General features: G+C 67.2%; 18 protein-coding genes. 10 read left to right on the top strand and 8 right to left on the bottom strand.

Annotation, left to right across the window (positions count from 1 at the left end; all coding sequences use genetic code 11):
• Window positions 1-92: 92 nt before the first annotated feature.
• From U4012_RS01670 to U4012_RS01655, 4 genes are all read right to left on the bottom strand, one after another.
• Window positions 93-287 (bottom strand): hypothetical protein, encoded by a 195-nt coding sequence (locus tag U4012_RS01670; RefSeq protein ID WP_321795605.1) that lies wholly within the window; start codon window positions 285-287, stop codon window positions 93-95.
• 35 nt (window positions 288-322) lie between these two features.
• Window positions 323-1,783 (bottom strand): MmgE/PrpD family protein, encoded by a 1,461-nt coding sequence (locus tag U4012_RS01665; protein WP_321795603.1) that lies wholly within the window; start codon window positions 1,781-1,783, stop codon window positions 323-325.
• A gap of 45 nt (window positions 1,784-1,828) precedes the next feature.
• A complete protein-coding gene (locus tag U4012_RS01660; RefSeq protein WP_044844557.1) occupies window positions 1,829-2,911 on the bottom strand; it encodes a porin in 1,083 nt (360 codons plus the stop codon).
• A 183-nt stretch (window positions 2,912-3,094) separates the two neighbouring features.
• On the bottom strand, window positions 3,095-3,997 hold the full coding sequence (locus U4012_RS01655) for a CoA ester lyase (protein WP_321795600.1): 903 nt from the start codon (window positions 3,995-3,997) through the stop codon (window positions 3,095-3,097).
• A gap of 233 nt (window positions 3,998-4,230) precedes the next feature.
• Between U4012_RS01655 and U4012_RS01650 the strand changes: the two genes are divergently transcribed.
• The 4 genes from U4012_RS01650 (at window position 4,231) to U4012_RS01635 (ending at window position 9,005) form a co-directional block, all read left to right on the top strand.
• A complete protein-coding gene (locus U4012_RS01650; protein ID WP_044844555.1) occupies window positions 4,231-4,995 on the top strand; it encodes an IclR family transcriptional regulator in 765 nt (254 codons plus the stop codon).
• Window positions 4,996-5,068: 73 nt separating this feature from the next.
• Complete coding sequence (locus tag U4012_RS01645) at window positions 5,069-6,349, top strand: CaiB/BaiF CoA transferase family protein (protein ID WP_044844554.1); 1,281 nt, start codon at window positions 5,069-5,071, stop codon at window positions 6,347-6,349.
• Window positions 6,350-6,415: 66 nt separating this feature from the next.
• Window positions 6,416-7,435 (top strand): cyclase family protein, encoded by a 1,020-nt coding sequence (locus tag U4012_RS01640; RefSeq protein ID WP_321795597.1) that lies wholly within the window; start codon window positions 6,416-6,418, stop codon window positions 7,433-7,435.
• Between the two features lie 82 nt (window positions 7,436-7,517).
• Window positions 7,518-9,005, top strand: a complete 1,488-nt coding sequence (locus tag U4012_RS01635; protein WP_321795595.1) for an MFS transporter — start codon at window positions 7,518-7,520, stop codon at window positions 9,003-9,005.
• A gap of 271 nt (window positions 9,006-9,276) precedes the next feature.
• On the opposite strand, the gene U4012_RS01630 is transcribed toward U4012_RS01635, so the two are convergent.
• Window positions 9,277-10,095 carry a helix-turn-helix transcriptional regulator gene (locus U4012_RS01630; protein WP_321795593.1) on the bottom strand — a complete coding sequence of 273 codons (819 nt, stop codon included), beginning with the start codon at window positions 10,093-10,095 and terminating at the stop codon, window positions 9,277-9,279.
• Window positions 10,096-10,273: 178 nt separating this feature from the next.
• On the opposite strand from U4012_RS01630, the gene U4012_RS01625 reads away from it, so the two are divergent.
• From U4012_RS01625 to U4012_RS01615, 3 genes are all read left to right on the top strand, one after another.
• A complete protein-coding gene (locus U4012_RS01625; protein ID WP_044844551.1) occupies window positions 10,274-11,119 on the top strand; it encodes a carbon-nitrogen hydrolase family protein in 846 nt (281 codons plus the stop codon).
• A gap of 127 nt (window positions 11,120-11,246) precedes the next feature.
• Window positions 11,247-12,587: an APC family permease gene (locus U4012_RS01620; protein WP_044844550.1), complete on the top strand. Its 1,341-nt coding sequence runs from the start codon at window positions 11,247-11,249 to the stop codon at window positions 12,585-12,587.
• Window positions 12,588-12,726: 139 nt separating this feature from the next.
• Window positions 12,727-13,323, top strand: a complete 597-nt coding sequence (locus tag U4012_RS01615) for a plasmid pRiA4b ORF-3 family protein (RefSeq protein WP_257775898.1) — start codon at window positions 12,727-12,729, stop codon at window positions 13,321-13,323.
• Between the two features lie 493 nt (window positions 13,324-13,816).
• Here the strand turns inward: U4012_RS01615 and U4012_RS01610 are convergent, their stop codons facing one another.
• From U4012_RS01610 to U4012_RS01600, 3 genes are all read right to left on the bottom strand, one after another.
• Window positions 13,817-14,185, bottom strand: a complete 369-nt coding sequence (locus tag U4012_RS01610; RefSeq protein ID WP_124519438.1) for an addiction module antidote protein — start codon at window positions 14,183-14,185, stop codon at window positions 13,817-13,819.
• Between the two features lie 2 nt (window positions 14,186-14,187).
• Window positions 14,188-14,484 carry a type II toxin-antitoxin system RelE/ParE family toxin gene (locus U4012_RS01605; protein ID WP_059449128.1) on the bottom strand — a complete coding sequence of 99 codons (297 nt, stop codon included), beginning with the start codon at window positions 14,482-14,484 and terminating at the stop codon, window positions 14,188-14,190.
• Between the two features lie 89 nt (window positions 14,485-14,573).
• Entirely contained in the window at window positions 14,574-15,338 is a 765-nt protein-coding gene (locus tag U4012_RS01600; RefSeq protein WP_321795583.1) for a TetR/AcrR family transcriptional regulator, read from the bottom strand.
• Window positions 15,339-15,680: 342 nt separating this feature from the next.
• On the opposite strand from U4012_RS01600, the gene U4012_RS01595 reads away from it, so the two are divergent.
• The 3 genes from U4012_RS01595 to U4012_RS01585 are packed head-to-tail and all read left to right on the top strand — an operon-like array spanning window position 15,681 to window position 21,480.
• A complete protein-coding gene (locus U4012_RS01595; RefSeq protein ID WP_415750344.1) occupies window positions 15,681-16,847 on the top strand; it encodes an efflux RND transporter periplasmic adaptor subunit in 1,167 nt (388 codons plus the stop codon).
• Window positions 16,844-20,014 (top strand): efflux RND transporter permease subunit, encoded by a 3,171-nt coding sequence (locus U4012_RS01590; protein WP_044843135.1) that lies wholly within the window; start codon window positions 16,844-16,846, stop codon window positions 20,012-20,014. Before U4012_RS01595 ends, U4012_RS01590 begins: the two co-directional genes overlap by 4 nt.
• Window positions 20,014-21,480 (top strand): efflux transporter outer membrane subunit, encoded by a 1,467-nt coding sequence (locus tag U4012_RS01585; RefSeq protein ID WP_321795578.1) that lies wholly within the window; start codon window positions 20,014-20,016, stop codon window positions 21,478-21,480. The genes U4012_RS01590 and U4012_RS01585 overlap by 1 nt, the downstream gene beginning before the upstream one ends.
• Window positions 21,481-21,508 lie beyond the last annotated feature (28 nt).

Genomic DNA, 21,508 nt, shown 5'->3' with positions numbered 1-21,508 from the left:
AGTTTCTGCATTGCGGCGACGCCGGCACGCGACGTCGCCGCGCGGCCGCGCCTGACCCTGCCCGCGGCCGACGCCGAATGCTGTCCGAACGTCTACAGGTACCGGCCGAGTGTCTTCAGGATGCCCGTCTCGAAGGTTTCCGTCGGCTTCCATCTCAGCGAAAACAGCTCGAAGCCGGCACGCAGCGCGCTCGCGCCGCGCGTCTGCTGCAGGTAAAGGCTCGGCAGGACGCGCACGCGTGGCTGCGCGGCCGCTTCGTCGAGGTCGCGGAAGCGCTCGAGCGGCATGGCGTCGCGGCGGAGGCCTGGGCGGGGCACGCGGCTCAGTCGACGACGAGCAGCGGCGGCAGCGTCGCGACGTCGGGCTGCTCGTCGAGCCGCCACAGGTAATCGAGCGCCGCGCGGATCTGCGTCGGGCTCCAGTGCCGCCGGCAGTTCTTCGCGAACTTCGCCTCGTAGTCGTCGCGCCGCATCGGCCGCGTCGGCGATCCGGGCAGGTCGTCCACCTGCTTCGCGCAGGTCGTGCCGTCTTCGCACACGGCCGTCACCCGGTTCGGCGCCTGCGCCGGATAGCGGGCGGTCAGCGCCGGGTCCTCCTGCACCGTGACCCGCTCGATCAGCGCGCGCAGCGCCGGATCGTGCAGCGCGTCGTGCCGGTAGCTCTCGGTCGTGATGTCACCGTCGAGCATCGCGCGCGCGACGATGTACGGCAGGCTGTGATCGGCAGTCTCGTGGGTCGACGGCGCCCATTTTTCGCGGTCGCGGCCGGCGGTCACGTAGCCGACCGCGGTGGTGTGGATCTCGATGCGTCGGATGCGGCGCAGGTCGCCGACCTGCGCGGCGACGTCGAGCGCGGCCGGAATCGCGGTTTGGGTGAGTCCTTGCGCGGGATAGAACTTCACGAAGCACTTGCCGATCCGGAACGCGCCGTCGCGCCCGCCGAATTCGCGCGTGTCGACGGCGAACGGCCCGGACACCTGCGGAAAGAACCCCGCCATGCCTTCGAAGATCGGCGCGGGGCCGGTCAGCCCGGCGCGCGCGAGCTGCGTCGAGAACACCGCGTTGCGCGCCGCGTCCGCATCGGCGAGCGCCTTCCAGTTCGACAGCTGCTGGACGCGCGTCTGGTTCAGCGCGAGATGGCTGTTGATCGACAGGTTGACCGCCTGCACCAGTTGCGGCGCGGGCATGCGCATCAGCTTGCCGGCGGCGAGCGCGACGGCGGGCAGGCTGTAGCACGTGTGGTCCCAGCCGCGCGGGCTGATCGCGGCGGCGTCCATCAGCCGGCACGCGATCTCGTACGCGATCGCGATCGACAGGATCAGGTCGCGGCCGCTCGCATGCTGCGCTTCGGCGACGGCGAGGCACGCGGACATGTTGTCGCTCGGATGGCCGGTTTCCTTGCCGGCGTACGCGTCGTTGAAATCGTAGTAGCGCAGCGCGGTGCCGGTCGCGAACGCGGCGAGATCGGGGCTCGTGCGTCGGTTCGTGCCGACGATCGTCGACACGCCGCCCGGCGACGCGAGCGCCGCGTCGCGCGCGATCTGCACCGGGCGTTCGTCGTGCGCGGCGATCGCGCAGCCGAGCGCGTCGATCAGATGCGCCTTGATCGTCTCGATCGTCGCGGCGTCGAGGTCGCGATACTGCAGGCCGGCCGCGTAGTCGGCGAGCTGTTGCGCGAGATCGGGGCGGCCGGCGGCCGTCGGCAGCGAGCCGGCGCGGGCACGGCCAAGTGGTAGCGCGAGCGCGGCGCCGGTCAGCGTGGAAAGGAAGTGGCGGCGGTTCATGGTTTGAAGACTCCGAAGGTTCCTGAAAGGGCGAGAGAGGCGGGCTCAGAACAGCTTGCGCAGGCCGAGCGCCACGCCCGCGCTGCCGGCGCGGTCGGCGGCCAGCGTGTAGTGGAGGAAGTTGTAGTTGTAGTTGTCGAAATCGAGCGCGGCGCGGCGCGCGTAGCCGGCCGCGAGGTACAGCGTGACGGATTTCGACAGCAAGTAGTTCAGCTGCAGCGTGACCTGCTGCGGGTTGGCCGGGTGCGGCGCGCTCGCCTGCGCGTCCGGCGGATTCTGCGCACGGATGTCCTCGTAATAGAACGCGCCGAGCGCCTGCAGGTAAGGGGTGATCATGTAGCGCACGCCGGCCCACCAGAACGTGTAGTTCGTCACGACCGACCGCGTGGCCACGCCGCTCTGTCCGTGCGTGACGCCGGCCAGCAGCTGCGCGCGGTCGACCGACACGATCGCGGCGGCGGCGTAGCGGCGGAAATGCGCGAAGCCGCCAGGCTGCGGCGTGTTGACGTTGTCGAATGCGGCGGCGAACGAGAACGCGGCGCCGGCATAATCGAAGCCGGCGCCGTAGGCGGCATTCGACTGGAACGCGCCGGGCGTGCCGCCGAACGAATAGTGCGTTTCGAGCGTCAGCGAGCCGAGCTTCGCCAGGTACTTGGCGACGTTGTTCTCGCGGAAGTTGACGCCGACGATCGCGCCGGCCGGCTCGTACAGCGTCGAGTACGCGCCCGTCGGCGAATAGCGCTCCATGACGTCGAACAGCGTCGAATACTGGTGGCCGAGCCGCAGCGTGCCCCAGCGCTCGTGCTGCAGCCCGATCCACGCGGAGCGGTCGAAGCCGCCCGCGCCGGTGCCGGAACCGTTGTTCAGGTTGATGCCGCTTTCGAGCCGGAATGCGGCCTGCCAGCCGCCGCCGAGATCCTCGACGCCCTTCAGGCCCCAGCGCGAGCCGCTCTTGCCGCCCGACGCCATCCGCACGAGCGATGCCGACGACTTGTCGCCGGGCGCGGCCTGGTGGGTGAGGAATTCCGTATAGATGTCGGCCACGCCGTACAGCGTGATCGTGCTTTGCGCGCAGGCGCCGGCCGATACGAGGCCCAGTCCGCACAATGCGGACATTCGCTTGCCCATGGCTTGTCTCCTTCGAGGGTTTGTTGTTTGTTTGATTGCGGCGCCGCGCTGGTCGAGCGGCGCGGTGCTGCTGCGGGCGGCGCTATCCGGGCCGGGCGGCGAACCGGCCGCGTCGCGGCGGGACGCACGCGCGACGTACGCATGTGCCGGGGTGAAGCACGGAGATGCAGGACGGCGCGTGCATCACCGGGGCGCGCCGTCGGCACGCGCCTGCACGGCCGCGTGACGCGCGAGCACGCGCTTCGCGCGGGCGACGCCAGGCGCGTCGACCATCCTGCCGTCGACGCGCAGCGCGCCGCGCCCGTTCGCGCGCGCGTCGTCATAGGCGGCCAGCACCGCATTCGCGTCGCGCACCGCGTCTTCGTCGGGACGGAACGCGCGGTTGAGCGCGCCGACCTGCAGCGGATGGATGCAGGTCGCGCCCGCATAGCCGAGCTCCGCGGACGCGCGCGCGATGCGCTCGAACGCGTCGAGATCGCGCAGCTCGTCGAGGCCGCCGATGAGGCCGAGCGGCAGGACGCCGGCGGCGCGCGCGGCGATGATCAGCAGTTGCTTCGGCACGCGCAGCACGTCGGCGCTCGCGGCGCTTTCGCAGTTCAGCGCGAAGTCGCCGCCGCCCAGCATCATCGCGACGACGCGCGGCGACGCCTGCGCGATCCGGTCCATCGCCTGGAACGCGCGCGGCGTTTCGACGATCGCGACGATCCGCGTGCGGCCCGGCGGCGCGCCGCTTTCCTCTTCGAGCGCGGCCAGCAGTTCGTCGATCGCCTCGACGTGCGAGCCGCCGCGCACCTTCGGCAGCACGACGCCGTCCACGCCGGCCCGGACGGCCGCGCGCAGGTCGGGCACCAGCAGGTCGAGCGGGCCGTTGGCGCGCACCAGCACGTCGCGGCCCGGCGCGCGCAGCGCCGGCACGGCATCGGCCAGCCCGTCGCGAGCGGTCTCCTTGCATGCTGGCGGGACGCTGTCCTCGAGATCGAGGATCAGGGCATCGGCGTCGCTCGCGGCGGCCGAAGCGACGAAACGGGGGACGTGGGCGGGGACGTACAGCAGCGAGCGCCAGACCGGTTGAGACGAGAATTCCATCGATGATCCATAAAAATGAAAGTCGCTTTCATTTTTGAGGCGGATGATGGCATTCGTCAAGATTATCGTTAACGCCTAGTTTTAAAGGGGATTTTCAGAAATGACGAGCGAGTGAATCTGTGTTGATTCATGTTGCTGTCGTCGATGATCTGCGTATAATGAAAGCAACTTTCATTTTTAGATGCCGGCAGCCGCGCCGCGGTACGACTCTGCCGGCATCGCACGAGGTGGACATGAGCAAGATGGAGACAAGCAATCCCGCAGAGGGCGGCGTGGCCGCAGTCAACCGCGCGCTGACCGCGCTGCTGGCGTTCGGCAACGCGCCCGGCGGGCTGATGCTCGCGCAGGTCAGCGAGGAAACGGGGCTCAACATGAGCACGCTGTTGCGGATGTTCGAGTCGCTCGAGCAGTTCCGCTTCATCAAGCGCCTGCCGGATGGGCGCTACGTGCTGGGGCCCGCCGTGTTCCAGCTCGGGATGATGTATCGCGAGTCGTTTCAGCTGCGCGAGTACGTGATGCCGATCCTGTCGACGCTGTCGGCGGAAACCGGCGAGACGGCCGCGTTCTACGTGCGCGAAGGGGATCAGCGCGTGTGCCTGTTCCGCATCCAGGCGCAGCGCTCGGTGCGCACGCACCTGCGCGAAGGCGACCGCTTTCCGCTCGACGTCGGCGCGGCCGGGCGCGTGCTGCTCGCGTTCAGCGGCACGCGCGGCGGCGACTACGAGAAGACGGCCGAGCAGGGCTACGCGGTGTCGATTGCCGAGCGCGACCCGGAAAGCGCGGCGATCGCGTGCCCGGCGTTCGGCGTCGGACGCGTGCTGAGCGGCGCGATCTCGCTCGGCGTGCCGCGCTATCGCTTCAACAAGAAGGTGCTGGCCGACTACCTGCCGCGCGTGCAGGCAGCCGCCGCCGAGCTGACGCGTGCGCTGGGCGGCGATCTGCCCGCCGCGGGCGCGGCGTTTCGCGCGGCCGACCAACTCGGCGAGCTGCTCGAGTAGCGCCAGCGCGCGGCCGAGCGCGCGCACTTCGAAGTCCGCATCGAACGACTCAACCACCAACCAGGAGACAAGCATGTTCGTTCCCGACCCGCAGGCCGCTCACGCGGCCGGCGCGCGCCGTCGCGCGTCCACCGGCCCGATCCATCCGAAACCGTTCGACGCCGGCGCGCGGGGGCCGCTCGCGGGCGTGCGCGTCGTCGATCTGTCGCGCCTGATGGCGGGCAACATGCTGAGCGTGCAGCTCGCCGATTTCGGGGCGGATGTCGTCAAGGTCGAGAGCGAGCGCGGCGATACGCTGCGCGCGGTCGGCGCGGGCGGGATCAGCACGAACTGGAAGGTGTACGGACGCAACAAGCGCAGCGTGTGCGTCGACCTGCGCGCGCCCGAGGGGATCGACATCGTCCGCCGGCTGGTGCGCGACGCGGACGTGTTCGTCGAGAGCTTCAAGCCCGGCGTCGCCGAGAAGATGGGGCTCGGCCCGGACGACCTGCTCGCGATCCGTCCCGAGCTGGTGATCGCGCGGATCTCCGGCTGGGGGCAGACAGGGCCGTACCGCCACAAGCCGGGCTTCGGCACGCTCGCGGAAGGGTATGCGGGGTTCGCGGCGATCAACGGCTTCGCCGATCGCGAGCCGGTGTTGCCGCCGATGTTCCTTGGCGACATGACGGCCGGGCTGTCCGGCGCGATCGCCGTGCTGGTCGCGCTGCATGCGCGTGACGCGCACGGCGCGGCGGGGCAGGTGATCGACGTGTCTCTGTTCGAGCCGCTGCTGTCGATCCTCGGGCCGGCTGCAGCGAACTACGTGATGACCGGCGAGATCAAGGCGCGCACCGGCAGCCGCTCGTCGAACACCGCGCCGCGCAACGCGTATCGCACGCGCGACGGCAAGTGGCTGTGCCTGTCGAGCTCGACGCAGGCGATGGCCGAGCGGCTGTTCCGCGCGATCGGCCGAGCGGACCTGATCGACGATCCGCGCTACGCGACCAACGTGCAGCGCGTGCAGCACGCGGAGGCGCTCGATGCGATCGTCGGCGAATTCATCGCCGTGCGCGATCTCGACGCCAATCTCGCGTTCTTCGAGGAAGCAGGCGTGACGGTCGGGCCGATCCAGGACATCGCGCAGATCGTTCAGGATCACTACGTAATCGAGCGCGAGGCGCTCGTCGAGCTGCCGGACGACGACGTCGGCAGCCTGCCGATGCACAACATCACGCCGCGCCTGTCGGCCACGCCCGGCGCGTTCCGCCGGCCTGCGCCCGCGCTCGGCGAGAACAATCGCGAGATCCTGCTGCCGCTGCTCGGCGAACGCGAATACGAGCGGCTCGCCGGGCTGGGCGTGATCCGCACGCGCTAGGCGCGCCGTGCGAGGCGGCCGCGAACGACGGCCGCCGCACACTGGACATTGCATGGAGGAGACACCATGAAGCCACGCTGGACCCATCGGCCGCCCGGCTCGAACTGGGGGGATTTCGGCCCTGACGATCAGAAAGGGCGCTTGAACTGGCTGACACCCAACGCGGTGCTGCGCGGCGTCGCGGAGGTGCGCGAAGGCCGCGTGTTCTCGCTGAGCCTGCCGCTCGACGTGCCGCGCGGCGGCGGCCTGAACGCGCGGCGCCGGCCGCCGGCGATCATGCCGGCGCTGCTCGGCGACAGGCCGTACTTCGGCTATCGGGCGGACGAACAGGTTGCCAACGCAACCGATGTGGTTTGCGACGATTCGTTCTGCATGCACTCGCAGTTCTCGACGCAGTGGGATGCACTGTCGCACGTCGGCTCGCTGTTCGATCCGGCGGGCAACGGCGAGCGCGCCCGCGTGTTCTACAACGGCTACCGGATGGACGAGCACATCCGGGTGCCCGAAGCGGGTGCGCCGCGCGGCGGTGCGCGCGCGCTCGGCATCGAGGTGATGGCGCAAACCGGCGTGCAGGGGCGCGGCGTGATGGTCGACCTGCGCCGCCACTTCGGCGACGAGCGGCGCAAGATCGGCTACGCGGAATGGATGTCGGTACTCCGCGCGGACGATGTGGTCGTCGAGCGCGGCGACATCGTATGCGTGCATACGGGCTTCGCCGATCGCCTGATCGAAGCCGACGCGCTCGGCGAGCCCGCCGCGCCGGACGTGTGCTGCGTGCTCGACGGCAACGATCCGCGCCTGCTCGATTGGATCGACGCATCGGGGCTTGCCGCGCTCGCGGCGGACAACCATGCGGTCGAGGAGCGCCCGCGCCATGCGTCGGCGCGCGAGCGGCCCGGCGCGCTGATGCCGCTGCACGAGCTGTGCCTGTTCAAGCTCGGCATTCATCTCGGCGAGCTGTGGCATCTGACGCCGCTCGCCGACTGGCTGCGCGCGCATCGGCGCAACCGCTTCCTGCTGACCGCGCCGCCGCTGCACCTGCGCGGGCTCGTCGGGTCGCCGGTCAATCCGGTCGCCACCGTATGAACGCCGGCGCCGCGCGCACCCGCGCCGGCGCCCTGTCCGCCGCTTCGCGCAGACCGCGCGGGCGGATCAACGAGGAATCGCCATGTCCCATTCCCATGCGGCGTCGATCGCCGCGCGCATCGACCGCCTGCCCGCGACGGCCAGCATCTGGACGCTCGTGATGTTCCTGAGCGTCGGCGGTTTTTTCGAGATCTACGACCTGTTCCAGATGACCTACCTGCCGCCCGGGCTGATCCGCGACGGCATCTTTCACGCGGGCTCGCACGGCGTGCTCGGCATGTCGGACCAGGGCGCACTCGGTGCGGCGACGTTCGCCGGGCTGTTTGTCGGCGAGATGTTCGTGTCGCGCCTCGCGGACCGCATCGGACGGCGCGCGCTGTTCACCGGTGCGCTGCTGCTCTACACGGCGGCAAGCCTTGCGATGTGCGTGCAGACGCATGCGCTCGGCATTCTGGTGTGCCGCTTCGTCGCGGGCTGCGGCATCGGTGCTGAGCTGATCACGATCGGCGCGTTCCTGACCGAGCTGGTGCCGAAAGCAGTGCGCGGGCGTGCGTTCGCGCTGTGCTTCGCGATCGGCTATCTCGCGATGCCGGTGCTCGCGCTGGTGTCGTGGTTATGGGTGCCGCGCGATCCACTCGGGATGTCCGGGTGGCGCTGGGTCGTGCTGCTCGGCGGCAGCGGCGCGGTCGTCGTCTGGTGGCTGCAGTCGCGGCTGCCGGAGTCGCCGCGCTGGCTTGCCAGCACCGGCCGCGAGGCCGACGCCGAAGCCGTGCTCCAGCGGCTCGAGCAGGCGGTCGAGCGGGAATCCGGCCGGCCGCTGCCCGCGGTCCGGATGCCGGCCGTCGCAACGCCGGCCGCGCGGCGCGCGCCGTCGATGTGGGATGCGCGGCATCGCGGCCGCACGGCGATGCTGATCGTATTCAACGCATTCCTGAGCATCGGCTTCTTCGGCTTCAGCCAGTGGCTGCCGACGCTGCTGGCCGCGCAGGGCGCGAGCGTCACGAAGAGCCTCTGGTATGCGTTCGTGATCGCGTTCGCGTATCCGGTGTCGCCGTTCGTTGCCGGCGTGCTCGCCGACCGCATCGAGCGCAAGTGGCTGATCGTCGCGTCGGCGTTCGGCGTCGCGCTGTTCGGCACCGCGTTCGCGATGTCGGCGCAGGCGCCGTTCGTGATCGCGTTCGGCCTGCTCGTCACGCTGTCCAACACGGTGCTCGCGAGCAACGGCACCGCGTACCAGTCGGAAGTGTTTCCGACCGAGATCCGCGGGCGCGCACTCGGCTTCGTGCATTCGATCGGCCGCCTGACCGGAATCGCGAGCAGCTTCATCGTCGCGCTGCTGCTCGAGCGCGCCGGGGTGTCCGCAGTGTTCGTGCTGATCGGCGGCAGCATGCTGATCGTGATGGTGTCGATCGGTGTGTTCGGGCCGTACACCAACAACCGGGCGCTGGATGAGATCACCGGCCGCAGCGACGATGGCGCCGAGAACGCGGCGGCGGTGCGCGGGCTCGCCGCATTGCCGACTCGGCGTGTCGATGGGCGGCATAAAGGAGCCGGGGATGGGGCGGTGTAATGGCACCGGCAGCAACGGGGCAAGGCGCGGATTCGAACGGTTTCAAGACGGCAGACACCGTCGGCGTAGTCGATCGAGCGTCGCCGCGTCGTGACAGGATTGCCCGGTTCAAAAACGCATCGCAAGGCAATGCCACTTATCCCGGAAGCCGGAATTCGCGTCCGTCACGAATCTCCGGCTCAATCTGGATGCACGTGATTCCATGCTCACCGGCTAAACCTGAAGCGGCAGCGCGCCTGCCGGTATTCGTGCCGTGACACCGAGACGCGCATCACGCAGATTCGCCGGATCTGCCCCGATCGTAGAACATCGCGAACAATTCGGATTGCGATCCGACACCCAGCTTCGCGTAAATGTGCTTCTTGTGCGCACGCACGGTCTCGAACGAAATCGACAGCTTTTCCCCGATCGCGCGTGACGAAAATCCGCTCAATGACAGCATCGCGACTTCGATTTCGCGCGTGGTCAACGCGCCGCGCCCGCTCTTTCCGGTCAGCATCCCGAAGCGCGCCTGCGGGTCGGGCGCTTCGCCTTCGGTCACGCGCGGCGCACCCTTGATCGCGAACGTCTCGAAGCGCAAGCGCTGCTGCATCAACGACAGGACCCAGGGCGTGTACAGCGTGAGCAACGCAATCTCGCGATCGTCGTACTTGCTCGTCTTGCCGAGCGAAAAGCCCAATGTGTGATCGCGATCGATCATGACGTTGAAATGCACTTCGTCGCCGACGATGTTTTTCTTGAAGTACCGCTGGTAGTACTCGGTCATCCGGAAATTGTCCGGCGCGACGTCGGCGAGCGTGTAGAAGCCCGACGCCTGCGTTTCGAACGCGGCGAGATAGAACGGATCGAGTTGATAGAGGGCGGCCAGATAGTCCTGAAACATCAGGTCGATCTTGCCGTCGGGCATCGCCTGCTCGGCAAGCACGAGAGGCGGCGCGGCGCGCGCGAAACGCAGCGCGACCCAGTTGTCGAACTCGAGATGCCGCTCGAGCACACGCGTGAGGCGTGCCCAGAAATGCGGGCCATCGAGGGCGTCGATGGCCGAGCCAATCTCCCGATGAAAAGCGAGATCTCGCCATTCGAAGTCCATCGTGTGCTCCGGTGAGGGTAACCCTGGCGGGGAATTTCAGGTCAAAAATAATAACCCGATAATCGGCCTCACTTCGACAGGCAGGGGTAACACGGCCTGTTTCGCTCGACCGCGCGTCGTATCAGAAGGGCAGGGCAGACGACGCGCCGATGAAAGGCTATTGGAAGGAGACGGTTTCATGCAGGTAGAACTCGCGCAACTCTCGCTGATCGACGGCGACGTCGCGCACAACACGCGCAAGGTGATCGACACGATCGGGCGCGTCGACGTGGCAGGCGGCACGAAACTGATCGTGTTCCCCGAGACGACGTTGTCGGGCTTTCCGACCCGGGACAATGTCGCCGAAGTCGCACAGACGCTCGATGGCCCCGGATTATCCGCGGTACGCGACGCGGCACGACAAAAGGGCGTCGCTGTCGCCGTGGGCCTCGCCGAGCGCGACGGCAACCGGTTTTACAACACCACGGTACTTGTCGACGAGCAGGGCGACATCGTGCTGCGCTATCGCAAGACGCATCTGTGGGCATCGGATGTCGGCGTCTTCACGCCGGGTGACCGCTTCGCGACGTGCATCTGGAACGGCCTGACGGTCGGCCTGCTGATCTGCTACGACATCGAATTTCCCGAAACGGCGCGAGCCGTCGGCGCGCTCGATGCCGATCTGCTGATCGTCACGAACGGCAACATGGACCCGTTCGGCCCGGTGCATCGCCGCGCGATCGCGGCACGCGCGATGGAAAACCAGATGTTCGCGGTGATGGTGAACCGCTGCGGGGCCGGCGACGACAATCTGACGTTCGCGGGCCTTTCCGCGCTCGTCGATCCGTTCGGCGAGACCGCGATCGAACTGGGCAGGGACGAGGCGGTCGTGCGGGCGAACCTCGATCTCACGCGTCTCGAAGCGAGCCGCGAACACTACAGCTACCTGCACGACACGCGCGTGGCGCTTGATCTCGCGCCGCTCGAACAGTCGGACGGACATCGCGCGTTCATGATCGAAGCGCGTTGTCAGCGCGGCGAATAATCCGGTTTCGCAGTCCATTCACGGCATCGCGCGGGCGTCATGCGTCGCCCGGGCGTGCCCGTTCAATCGAAATGTCGGCCGAAGGCACACAGGCATTCGCATCGGCCCCGAAGGTCCAGGAGATAACATGCAAGCGTCGTCATCCCATGAATCGCCGAGCCTGAAGCGCACGCTCGGCCTGCCGTCCGTGCTGCTGTTCGGCCTCGCCTATATGGCGCCGCTGATCGTCTACGGTACCTACGGCGTGCTCGCCAAGGCCAGCGACGACACGGCCGCGCTCGCCTATCTGCTTGCGCTGATTGCCATCGCGTTCACCGCGCTCAGCTACGGCAAGCTCGCGCGGCTCTATCCGACTGCAGGTTCGGCTTATACGTACACGCGCAAGACGTTCAACCCGCACCTCGGCTTCATGATCGGCTGGGCGACGCTGCTCGACTATTTCTTCCTGCCGATGGTGATCTGGTTGATCGGCGCTGCATATCTGAACGCCGCGTTTCCACATGTGCCGACCTGGATCTGGATCGTCGCGTTCATCGTGTTGACGAGCGGCCTGAACATCGTCGGCATCGAACTGGCTGCGCGCTTCAATATCGTGCTGATGATCGTGCAGCTCGCGATCGTCGTGATGTTCGTGGCGCTGTGCTGGCACTATGCGTCGGCCGCGGCCGGGCCGGGCGGCATCGCGATGGCGGAGCCGTTCTTCAAGCCGCACGTGCCGTTCGGCGCGACGATGGCGGGCGCCGCGATCGCTGCGTATTCGTACCTCGGCTTCGACGCGGTGTCGACGCTGACCGAGGAAACGATCGAGCCGAAAAAGAACATGCCGCGTGCGATCTTGCTGATTGCGCTGATCGGTGGAGCGATCTTCGTGATCGCAGCGTACACGATGCAGCTCGCGCACCCGGGCGTCGAATTCAAGGACACGGATTCAGCCGCGTTCGAGGTCGCGAAGATGATCGGCGGCGATGTGTTCGTCACCGTATTCCTCGCGGGTCTGATCCTCGCTCAATTCGCGTCGGGTATCTCCGCGCAAGCGAGCGTCGGCCGGCTCCTCTATGCGATGGGGCGCGACGAAATCCTGCCGAAACGCGTCTTCGGTTTCATTCATCCGCGCTTCAAGACACCGGCGATCAACATCGCGCTGGCGGGCGTGGTCGGCCTGATCGCGCTGAAGCTGGACGTCGCCACGTCGACGTCGTTCATCAACTTCGGCGCGTTCCTTGCCTTTACGGCCGTCAATCTGTGCGTGATTCGCCTGTATCTGTCGGGTAATCACGGCGAGCGCCGGATCGGGGTGTTCGGCGGGCTCGTGTTCCCGGTGATCGGCGCGGTGTCCGATATCTGGCTGCTCGTGAGTCTCGAGAAGGCGGCACTGATCCTCGGCATCGCGTGGTTCGTGCTCGGGCTGGGATATCTGTGCTGGATTACGCGGCTGTTTCGTCAGGCACCGCCGGAAGTGGCGATTTGATCGAGGTGAGGCGGGCTGCAGTGAGGTTGCTATGCGCGGATGCTTCGCGTCCCTTCCAGCGTCGGCGATCCTACAGTGCTTGCTTCAGGTGACCATTGCGAGGCAATAATAGTGCAGGTTCGCGTTCTGAGGAGATCGAATGCCGAAATCGTTCCCGCGCTTCACCCTCAAAGTGGCGCTTCAGCACATCGATCCGCCCATCTGGCGTCAGATCGAAGTCGAAGGAACTGAATCGCTGCGCAAGCTGCATCACATTCTGCAAGCAGCTTTCGGATGGGAAGACACGCATCTCCACGACTTCCTGATCGATGGCATGACCTACGCCATGTTCGAGATCGATGACGTGGTGGACTTTGCTGACACGGGCACGACTGCAGATGACCGAAAGGTTCGTCTGCAGGCGGTCCTGAAGCCAGGTTCGCGCTTCGTTTACCGATACGACTTCGGGGACGGCTGGAATCACAGCGTCGTCGTCGAGAAGATGGAAACGATCGAGGGCCAACCTTGGGGAGAAGCCCAAGTCATTGGCGGCGCCCGTGCTTGTCCGCCGGAGGACGTTGGCGGTCCATCCGGCTATGAGGCGTTCCTGAATACGCTATCCAACGATCCGGACAGTGAAAAGGCAGAGCGTTACCGAAACTGGATCGGGTCCGGCTTCGACGCGGAATTGTTCGATTTGCGCGCTGCCAATGCAGCGCTTTTGCGCATGGCTTCCAACCGTTGGGGCAATCGGTAACTCAAACTGCGTCAAGACTCTGGACGGCATGAAGACGAGCTGCTGGACTTCATGACTCGAACGAGACCGCAGTATGCCGATAGAACCTTAGTGTTGCGCTGAAGCGGCTGATCTTCGGCGCGGGACGCTACACCGCCAAATGCACCAGTCATATCGATAATTCACGTTATGTCAACTACGAGGGCTGACCAAACCGATGCCCCGAATCGGCAAAAACTGACGCCCGACAAAATGCTCGCTTGGCTCGGCGTGCACGCGTCGCATTACCTTTCGAGCCAGCGCAACCTCGTGCACTACGTGCGTGGCAGGAACGTCGTCGACGCGATTCGCGCGCGAAGCACGACGGCCCATTCGCCGCCGCCCTCGCGCGGTGATTGAACGACTGGCTCGACGAAGAAGTCGTGAGCTTCGATCCATACGCCATTCCGCCGGCCCAGCCGGCTGCATAGACCACGGTGGACCGGCGCGACATTCGCGGTCGGCCCCGGTGACGCTACGCATGCGCCGCAGTGCGGGCGCGCGGGCGGGCGCGCGTTCGTGTCGGAGCTGGCTCCGGCGTCGCTTCGGCCGCCGACTGTGCCGGCGCAACGGTCAGATGCAATCCCAACGCGCCGACAACCTTCATGATCGTTGCAAACTCCGCGTTCCCACCTTCCGACAGCGCACGATAGAGTGCTTCGCGCTTTACGCCGGACTCGCGCGCCAGCGCGGTCATGCCGCGCGCTTTCGCGACGTTCCCGAGCGCGGCCTGGATCAGGCGCGGATCGCCATCTTCGAACGCTTGCGCCAGGTAGTGACGAATCGTTTCCTCGTCCTTCAGGTACTTCGAGCCGTCGAATTCGGCCAGTTCGCTGATTTTCATCTTCAATCCTCCAGTTCACCGGCGATTTGCTTCGCCGTCTTGATGTCCTTTTTTTGCGTCGACTTGTCCCCGCCACACAACACCACGACGATGATTTTTCCGCGCCGCACGAAGTAGGCCCGGTATCCCGGCCCGACGTCGATCTTCATTTCGTTGACACCGTCACCGACTGCGCGCCACTGGCCAAGGTTGCCGAGCTTCGCCCGCTCGATGCGCAGACTGATTGCCGCGCTGCCGACCGGATCGCGAAGCCCATCGAGCCAGCTATCAAATTGGGGGGTGGTCAGGACTTTGAACATGAATGGATTGTAACCCATAGGGGACACCATAGCTACGGCCTCGTCGCCCAACTGGATCGGCCGGCCCCCGCGTCGGCACCCACCAACCGTCAACTACTCTCCGCAGCGGTGAAGTCGCCGGGCGGCAATGGTCGGTTCGCCACGTCCTTTGCTTCGGCGCGCGTCAGGCCGAGCGTCTGCAATACCATCGCCGCAGCCCGCTCGGGGAGCCGGCCTTCGTCTCCCGCCGGCTTCCTCGCTTCGCCCTCAGCCGTGTCGGCCGCGTAGCACTCCGCCGCGATCGCCGCCAGGATCGTCCCCGTCATCGCGAGCACGCTCATGAACGGATCGCCGACGACGAAGCGGCGTGCCGCGATTCCGCGCTCGCTGTCCCGCCGCAAGTGCCGGCCCAGCCCGTGGTCGAGCGCACGCGCGGAAAAGCCCTCCCGCATCAGGAACCGCCCCCAGAGCCGCTCGCGGCGCGCGCGCATCAGCGTGTGACGCACGCAAACCGACACGACCTCGGCCGGATCCGACAAACCGCTCGCGAGACGCTCGAGCCCGTCCGCGAAATCGTCGAACACCCACTCGGTCAGCGCGGCGAAGATGCCGTCCTTCGATTCGAAGTGGTAGTAAAACGAGCCGAACCCCACATCCGCCGCCTCGGTGATCTCGCTGATCGCGACGTTGTCCCTGCCCTTTTCCGCCATCAGGCCGAACGCCGCCCGCAGCAAGCGCATACGTGTCGCCTCCTTGCGCCGGGCGCCGCGCGGTTGACGCTGTCCCGCTTCGGCCACTGACGCATTCGGGCGACGCGGCCGGACCGGTTTGTCGTCCACGAGCGCACCTTCCCTTTCCATAAGAATTTTCTGCATGGTGCAATTCTAGATTACTTACTCATACTTGACAACATTATCAGTTATGAGTCTAATCTCGAAAACAGCAGAACCGGTTCCTGTCCAGACACTGTTCCGGACCCACGCCAGCGAGCGTCGGTGACGCGCAGGCGGCCCCCTCGGCACACTCGGCGGCCATCGTCGTGCGCAAGCCGTGTCATGTCGGCAATCGGAACGATCTGCACCTCGAACATCGGAGTACTGATTGATCGTCATGCGCACCGTCGGCGGAGACGCCCTCGCGCGCCTGCATAAACCGGGGTGACCCGCCGTGGTCGCCGAACCATTTTCAGTTTGACCCTCACTTGTCTTGGAAACATCGTGAAATCACCCGGACTTGACGCGCGGACTTCAACGCGCCCGTTTCTGACACGCATCGCGCCACCGCTTCGGCGCGCCCCGATCGCATTTGCCTGCTGTGCGATTCTTCTCGCGGCTTGCCACTCGCACGAGGCCCCGGCGCCCGAACTGCAACCGGTGGTCGCGCTGCCGGTTCATGCGGACAATGGCGCCGTGCAGCGCGTGCTGCCCGCGCAGGTTCAGGCGCGATATTCGACGCCGCTGTCGTTCCGGGTCGGCGGCAAGATCGTCGAGCGGCGCGTGCGAATCGGCGACACCGTCAAGGCCGGCCAGACCCTCGCGATGCTCGATCCGGCCGATCTGCACAACACGTTGCTGAACGCGCGCGCGCAGCTCGATGCCGCCGAGCATCGCGTCGCCTATGCGAAGCAGCAACTGGATCGCGACCGCGCCCAGGCTCAGGCCAACCTGATCGCGCCCGCGCAGCTCGAGACAACGCAGGACGCGTATGCATCGGCGGTCGCGCAACGCGATTCCGCGCTCGCGCAAATGGCGCTCGCGGGCGATCACCTGCGCTACGCGACGCTGGTCGCGGATCACGACGGCGTCATCACGTCGGAGGATGCCGATACCGGGCAGAACGTCGAGCCCGGCCAGGCGGTGTTTCATCTGGACTGGAGCGGCGACCTCGACATCGTCTGCGACGTCGCGGAGCGCGATCTGCGCGATCTCGCGGTCGGCCGCACCGCGCACGTCAGCCTGACGGCACTGCCGGGCAAGGTGCTCGACGCACGCGTGCGCGAAGTCGCGGCGGCCGCTGATCCGCAAAGCCGCACCTGGCGCGTGAAGCTGACGCTGGTCGCGCCGGGGCCGGACGTCCGCTCCGGGATGACCGCCAGCATCTCGTTCGACGGCGCCGCCGACACCGCCGCGGACCACGCGATCACGCTGCCGGCCACCGCACTCTTCCATCGCGGCGAAGCGCCGGCGGTCTGGGTCATTCGCAAAGGCAGCGACACGCTGGAACTGCGCCCGGTGACGGTCGGACGCTACGACGAGCGTACGGTCACGGTCACGTCCGGCCTCGCGGAAAACGAGCGCGTCGTGATGCAAGGCGTCCATACGGTGAGTACCGGCCAGCACGTGCGCGTCGTGCCGCCGCTGCATGCGGAGGACTTCGCATCATGAACGCTCCAGAACACCGGTCCTCGACGGACGGTGCGCTCGGCGCACAAAGCGGTGCCGCGTCGCGCGACGACGGCGGTTTCAATCTGTCGGCATGGGCGCTGAAGCATCAGCAACTGGTGATCTTCCTGATCGGCCTCGCGACGATCTTCGGCATGATCGGCTATACGCGCCTCGCGCAATCGGAGGATCCGCCGTTCACGTTCCGCACCATGGTGATCCAGACCTATTGGCCGGGCGCCACGGCGCGCGAAGTGCAGGAACAGGTCACGGACCGGATCGGCCGCCAGCTCCAGGCCGCGCCTTACGTCGACAACATCAAGAGCTATTCGCGCCCCGGCGAGTCGATGATCTTCTTTGCGATGAAGGATTCGGCGCCGGTCGACCAGGTGCCGGAAACCTGGTATCAGGTGCGCAAGAAGGTCGGCGACATCCGGGCGACGCTGCCGAAGGGCACTGTCGGCCCGTTCTTCAACGACGAATTCGGCGACGTCTATACCAACATCTATGCGCTCGAAGGCGACGGCTACTCGCCCGCGCAACTGCACGATTACGCGGACAAGCTGCGCACCGTGCTGTTGCGCGTGCCGGGTGTCGCGAAGGTCGACTACTTCGGCGATCCCGCCCAGCACGTATTCGTCGAGATCTCGAACGCGCAACTGACGCGGCTCGCGATCACGCCGCAGCAGCTCGCGCAGGCCATCGACGCGCAAAACGCCGTCGCACCGGTCGGCACGATCACGACATCGGACGATCGCGTGTTCGTGCGGCCGAGCGGCGCGTTCAAGGACACGCAGGCGCTCGCCGACATGCTGATCACGGTGAACGGCCGGACGTTCCGGCTCGGCGACGTCGCGAAGGTCACGCGCGGCTACGACGATCCGCCCGTCACGCAGATGCGTACGAACGGTCACGCGGTGCTCGGCATCGGCGTCACGATGCAAAAAGGCGGAGACGTGATCGACCTCGGCAAGGCGCTCGACGCGAAGGCAGCCGAGCTCCGGGCTGGTTTGCCGGCCGGACTGAAGCTGGCCGCGGTGTCGAGCATGCCGCATGCCGTCAAGCACTCGGTGGACGATTTCGTCGAAGCGGTCGGCGAAGCCGTCGCGATCGTGCTCGTCGTCAGCCTCGTGTCGCTGGGCCTGCGCACCGGCATGGTCGTCGTCATCACGATTCCGATCGTGCTCGCCGTGACGGCACTGTGCATGCACGTGTTCGGCATCGGCCTCGACAAGGTGTCGCTCGGCACGCTGGTGCTCGCGCTGGGGCTGCTGGTGGACGATGCGATCATCGCCGTCGAAATGATGGCGGTGAAGCTCGAGCAGGGTTGGAGCCGCGCGCGCGCGGCGGCCTTCGCCTACACGAGCACGGCGTTCCCGATGCTGACCGGCACGCTCGTCACGGTATCCGGCTTCCTGCCGATCGCGCTCGCGAAATCGAGCACCGGCGAATACACGCGGTCGATCTTCGAGGTGTCCGCGATCTCGCTGATCGTGTCGTGGTTCGCGGCCGTCGTGCTGGTACCGCTGCTCGGCTACCACATGCTTCCCGAGCAGCAGCATCACGACGCTCATGCACATGGGCAGGACGTTTATGAAACGGGCTTTTACCGGCGGCTGTCCGGATGGATCTCGGCGTGCATCGAGCGCCGCTGGGTGGTGCTGGGCGTAACGGCCGTGCTGTTCGCGATCGCGATGGCGGCATTCACGCGCGTGCCACAGCAATTTTTCCCGAACTCTGAGCGCCCCGAACTGCTGGTCGACCTGCGCCTGCCGGAAGGCGCTTCGTTCGACGCGACACTGCGTGAGGCCACGCGGCTCGAGAAGGTGCTCGACGGTCGGCCTGAAATCGATCACGTCGTCGATTTCGTCGGCACCGGTGCGCCGCGCTTCTACCTGCCGCTCGACCAGCAGCTCCAGCAGCCGAACTTCGCGCAGTTCGTGATCACGGCCAAGGACGTCGAATCGCGCGACCGCTTGTCGCATTGGCTCGAGTCGACGCTGGCAAGCCGCTTCCCGACCGTGCGCACGCGCGTCGCGCGCCTCGAGAACGGGCCGCCCGTCGGCTTTCCGATCAAGTTCCGCGTGAGCGGCGACGACATCGCGACCGTTCGCGGCATTGCCGAAAAAGTGGCGGACAAGATGCGCGCCGATGCCCGCACGCGCAACGTGCAGTTCGACTGGGACGAGCCGGCGGAGCGATCGGTGTCGTTCGAAATCGATCAACTGAAGGCACGCCAGCTCGGCGTGACGTCGGAAGACGTGTCGAGTTTCCTCGCGATGACGCTGTCCGGCTATACGGTCACGCAGTATCGCGAACGCGACAAGCTGATCGACGTCGACCTGCGCGCGCCGAAGCGCGAACGGATCGACCCGTCGCAGCTCGCCGGCCTGGCGATCCCGACGCCGCACGGCCCGGTGCCGCTCGGCACGATCGGCCACGTGCGCGACACGCTCGAATACGGCGTGATCTGGGAACGCGACCGCCAGCCGACCGTCACGGTGCAAGCCGACGTTCGTGGCGAAGCGCCGAGCATCGGCGTGACGCGCGCCATCGACGGCACCCTGGCGACGCTGCGCGCCACGCTGCCGACCGGTTACCGGATCGAGGTCGGCGGTGCAGCCGAGGAGAGCATGAAGGGCCAGACGTCGATCAACGCGCAGATGCCGCTCATGATCATCGCGGTGCTGACGCTGCTGATGATCCAGCTCAAGCGCTTCTCGCGCACCTTCATCGTCGTGCTGACGGCCCCGCTCGGCCTGATCGGCGTGGTCGCGGCGCTGCTGCTGTTCGGCAAGCCGTTCGGCTTCGTCGCGCTGCTCGGCGTGATCGCGATGTTCGGGATCATCATGCGCAACTCGGTGATCCTGGTCGACCAGATCGACCAGGACATCGCGGCCGGGCAGCCACGCTTCACCGCGATCGTGGGCGCGACCGTGCGCCGCTTCCGGCCGATCATGCTGACCGCCGCGGCCGCCGTGCTCGCGCTGATTCCGCTGTTGCGTTCCGGCTTCTTCGGCCCGATGGCCACCGCGCTGATGGGCGGCATCACGATCGCGACGGTGCTGACCATCTTCTTCCTGCCGGCCCTCTACGCGACCTGCTTCAAGGTGCGCAGCGACGAACGCGAGTCGCGCGCGATGGACGTCGCGTCCTCGGAGACATGCTGATGAAATTTCCCCTTACCACATCGGTGCTCGCCGCGAGCGCGGCGCTCTGCCTGAGCGGCTGTGCAATGGCCCCGAGCAGCACGCCGCCCGCGATGCCGTCGCCGGCGCGCTACGGCGCGACGCCTCAGGCGCCGCGCACCGCCGAAGCGGCAGGCGTCGCGCAGCAATTCGACGTCGGCGCCGCGCCCGTCCCGCAATGGTGGCGCCTGTATCGGTCCAGCGCGCTCGACGCGCTGGTCGACGAAGGCCTGCGCGCGAACCCGACGCTGGCCGCGGCGGAAAAGACGCTCGCCGCCGCGCAGGAGGAGCTGCGCGCGCAGATCGGCGCGTCGACGCTGCCGTCGATCGACGCGAACGCGCAGGTGGCCCGCACGCGCACACCGGACATCTCCGGCGCGGGCGCGCAAAGCCTGCGCTACAACGTCTTCGTCGGACAACTGCAGGCGCATTACACCTTCGACCTGTTCGGTGCCACGCGATATGCGAACGAGGCGAGCGCCGCGCGCGTCGACGTGCGCGGTTGCGAGCTCGAAGCGGCAAGGCGTGCGCTGGCGGCCAACATCGTCGGCACCGCCATCCGCGCCGCGACGCTCGACCGCCAGATCCTGCTGACGGAGCGCCTGGTCGCCGTTGCCGAGGCATCCGAACTCGAAGACCAGCAGCGTTACGCGCTCGGCGCGGTGTCCCACGTGCAGGCGCTGGCGTCGACGCAGAGCGCGGCGTCGCTCGCCGCGACGCTGCCGCCGCTGCGCCAGCAGCGTGCGAGCGCGGTTCACGCGCTCGCGATCCTGCTGGGCCGCACGCCCGACGCGCCACCGCCGGTCCCCTCCTTCACCGGACTGTCGCTGCCGGAACACGTGCCCGTGGTCGTGCCGTCCGACCTGCTGAAGGCACGGCCGGACATCCGCGCGGCCGCGGCAACCGTGAAAGCGGCATCGGCGGACGTCGGCGAGGCGACCGCCCAGTTGTTCCCGAGCCTGTCGCTCACCGCGACGATGGGGCGCGGCGGCTTCAGCTGGCCAGCGCTGTTGTCGGGCGCGGGCGGCCTGTGGGCCGTCGGCGCCGGGCTGTCGCAGCCGATCTTCCACGGCGGTGCGCTGCTGGCTCACCGGCGGGCGTCGCGCGATGCGTACGACGCCGCGGTGCTGCAGTACAAGGCGGCGGTGCTGTCCGCATTCGGCGATGTCGCCGATTCGCTCGCCGCGCTGGACAACGACGCGCAAGGACTGGCCGCGAACGAACTCGCGGCGCGCGCGGCAGGCGAGGCTTTCCACGAAACGGCGCAACGCCGCACATTGGGTGCGGTTCCGATGTCCGCGCAACGGTCGAGCGAACAGCTCTATCTGAACGCGGAACTCGATGCGGTGCGTGCCGCGAGCCGCCGGATGACCGATACGGCGGCGCTGCTGCAGGCAATGGGCGAACTGCCGCCCGCCACCGGCACGACGGTCGCGGCCCGGCAATAGCCGCTGCTTGCGTCGATGGACCGGCTGC

Source organism: Burkholderia sp. BCC1988 (assembly GCF_905339895.1).
GTDB lineage: Bacteria > Pseudomonadota > Gammaproteobacteria > Burkholderiales > Burkholderiaceae > Burkholderia.
This window is presented reverse-complemented; position numbering and strand designations above follow the sequence as displayed.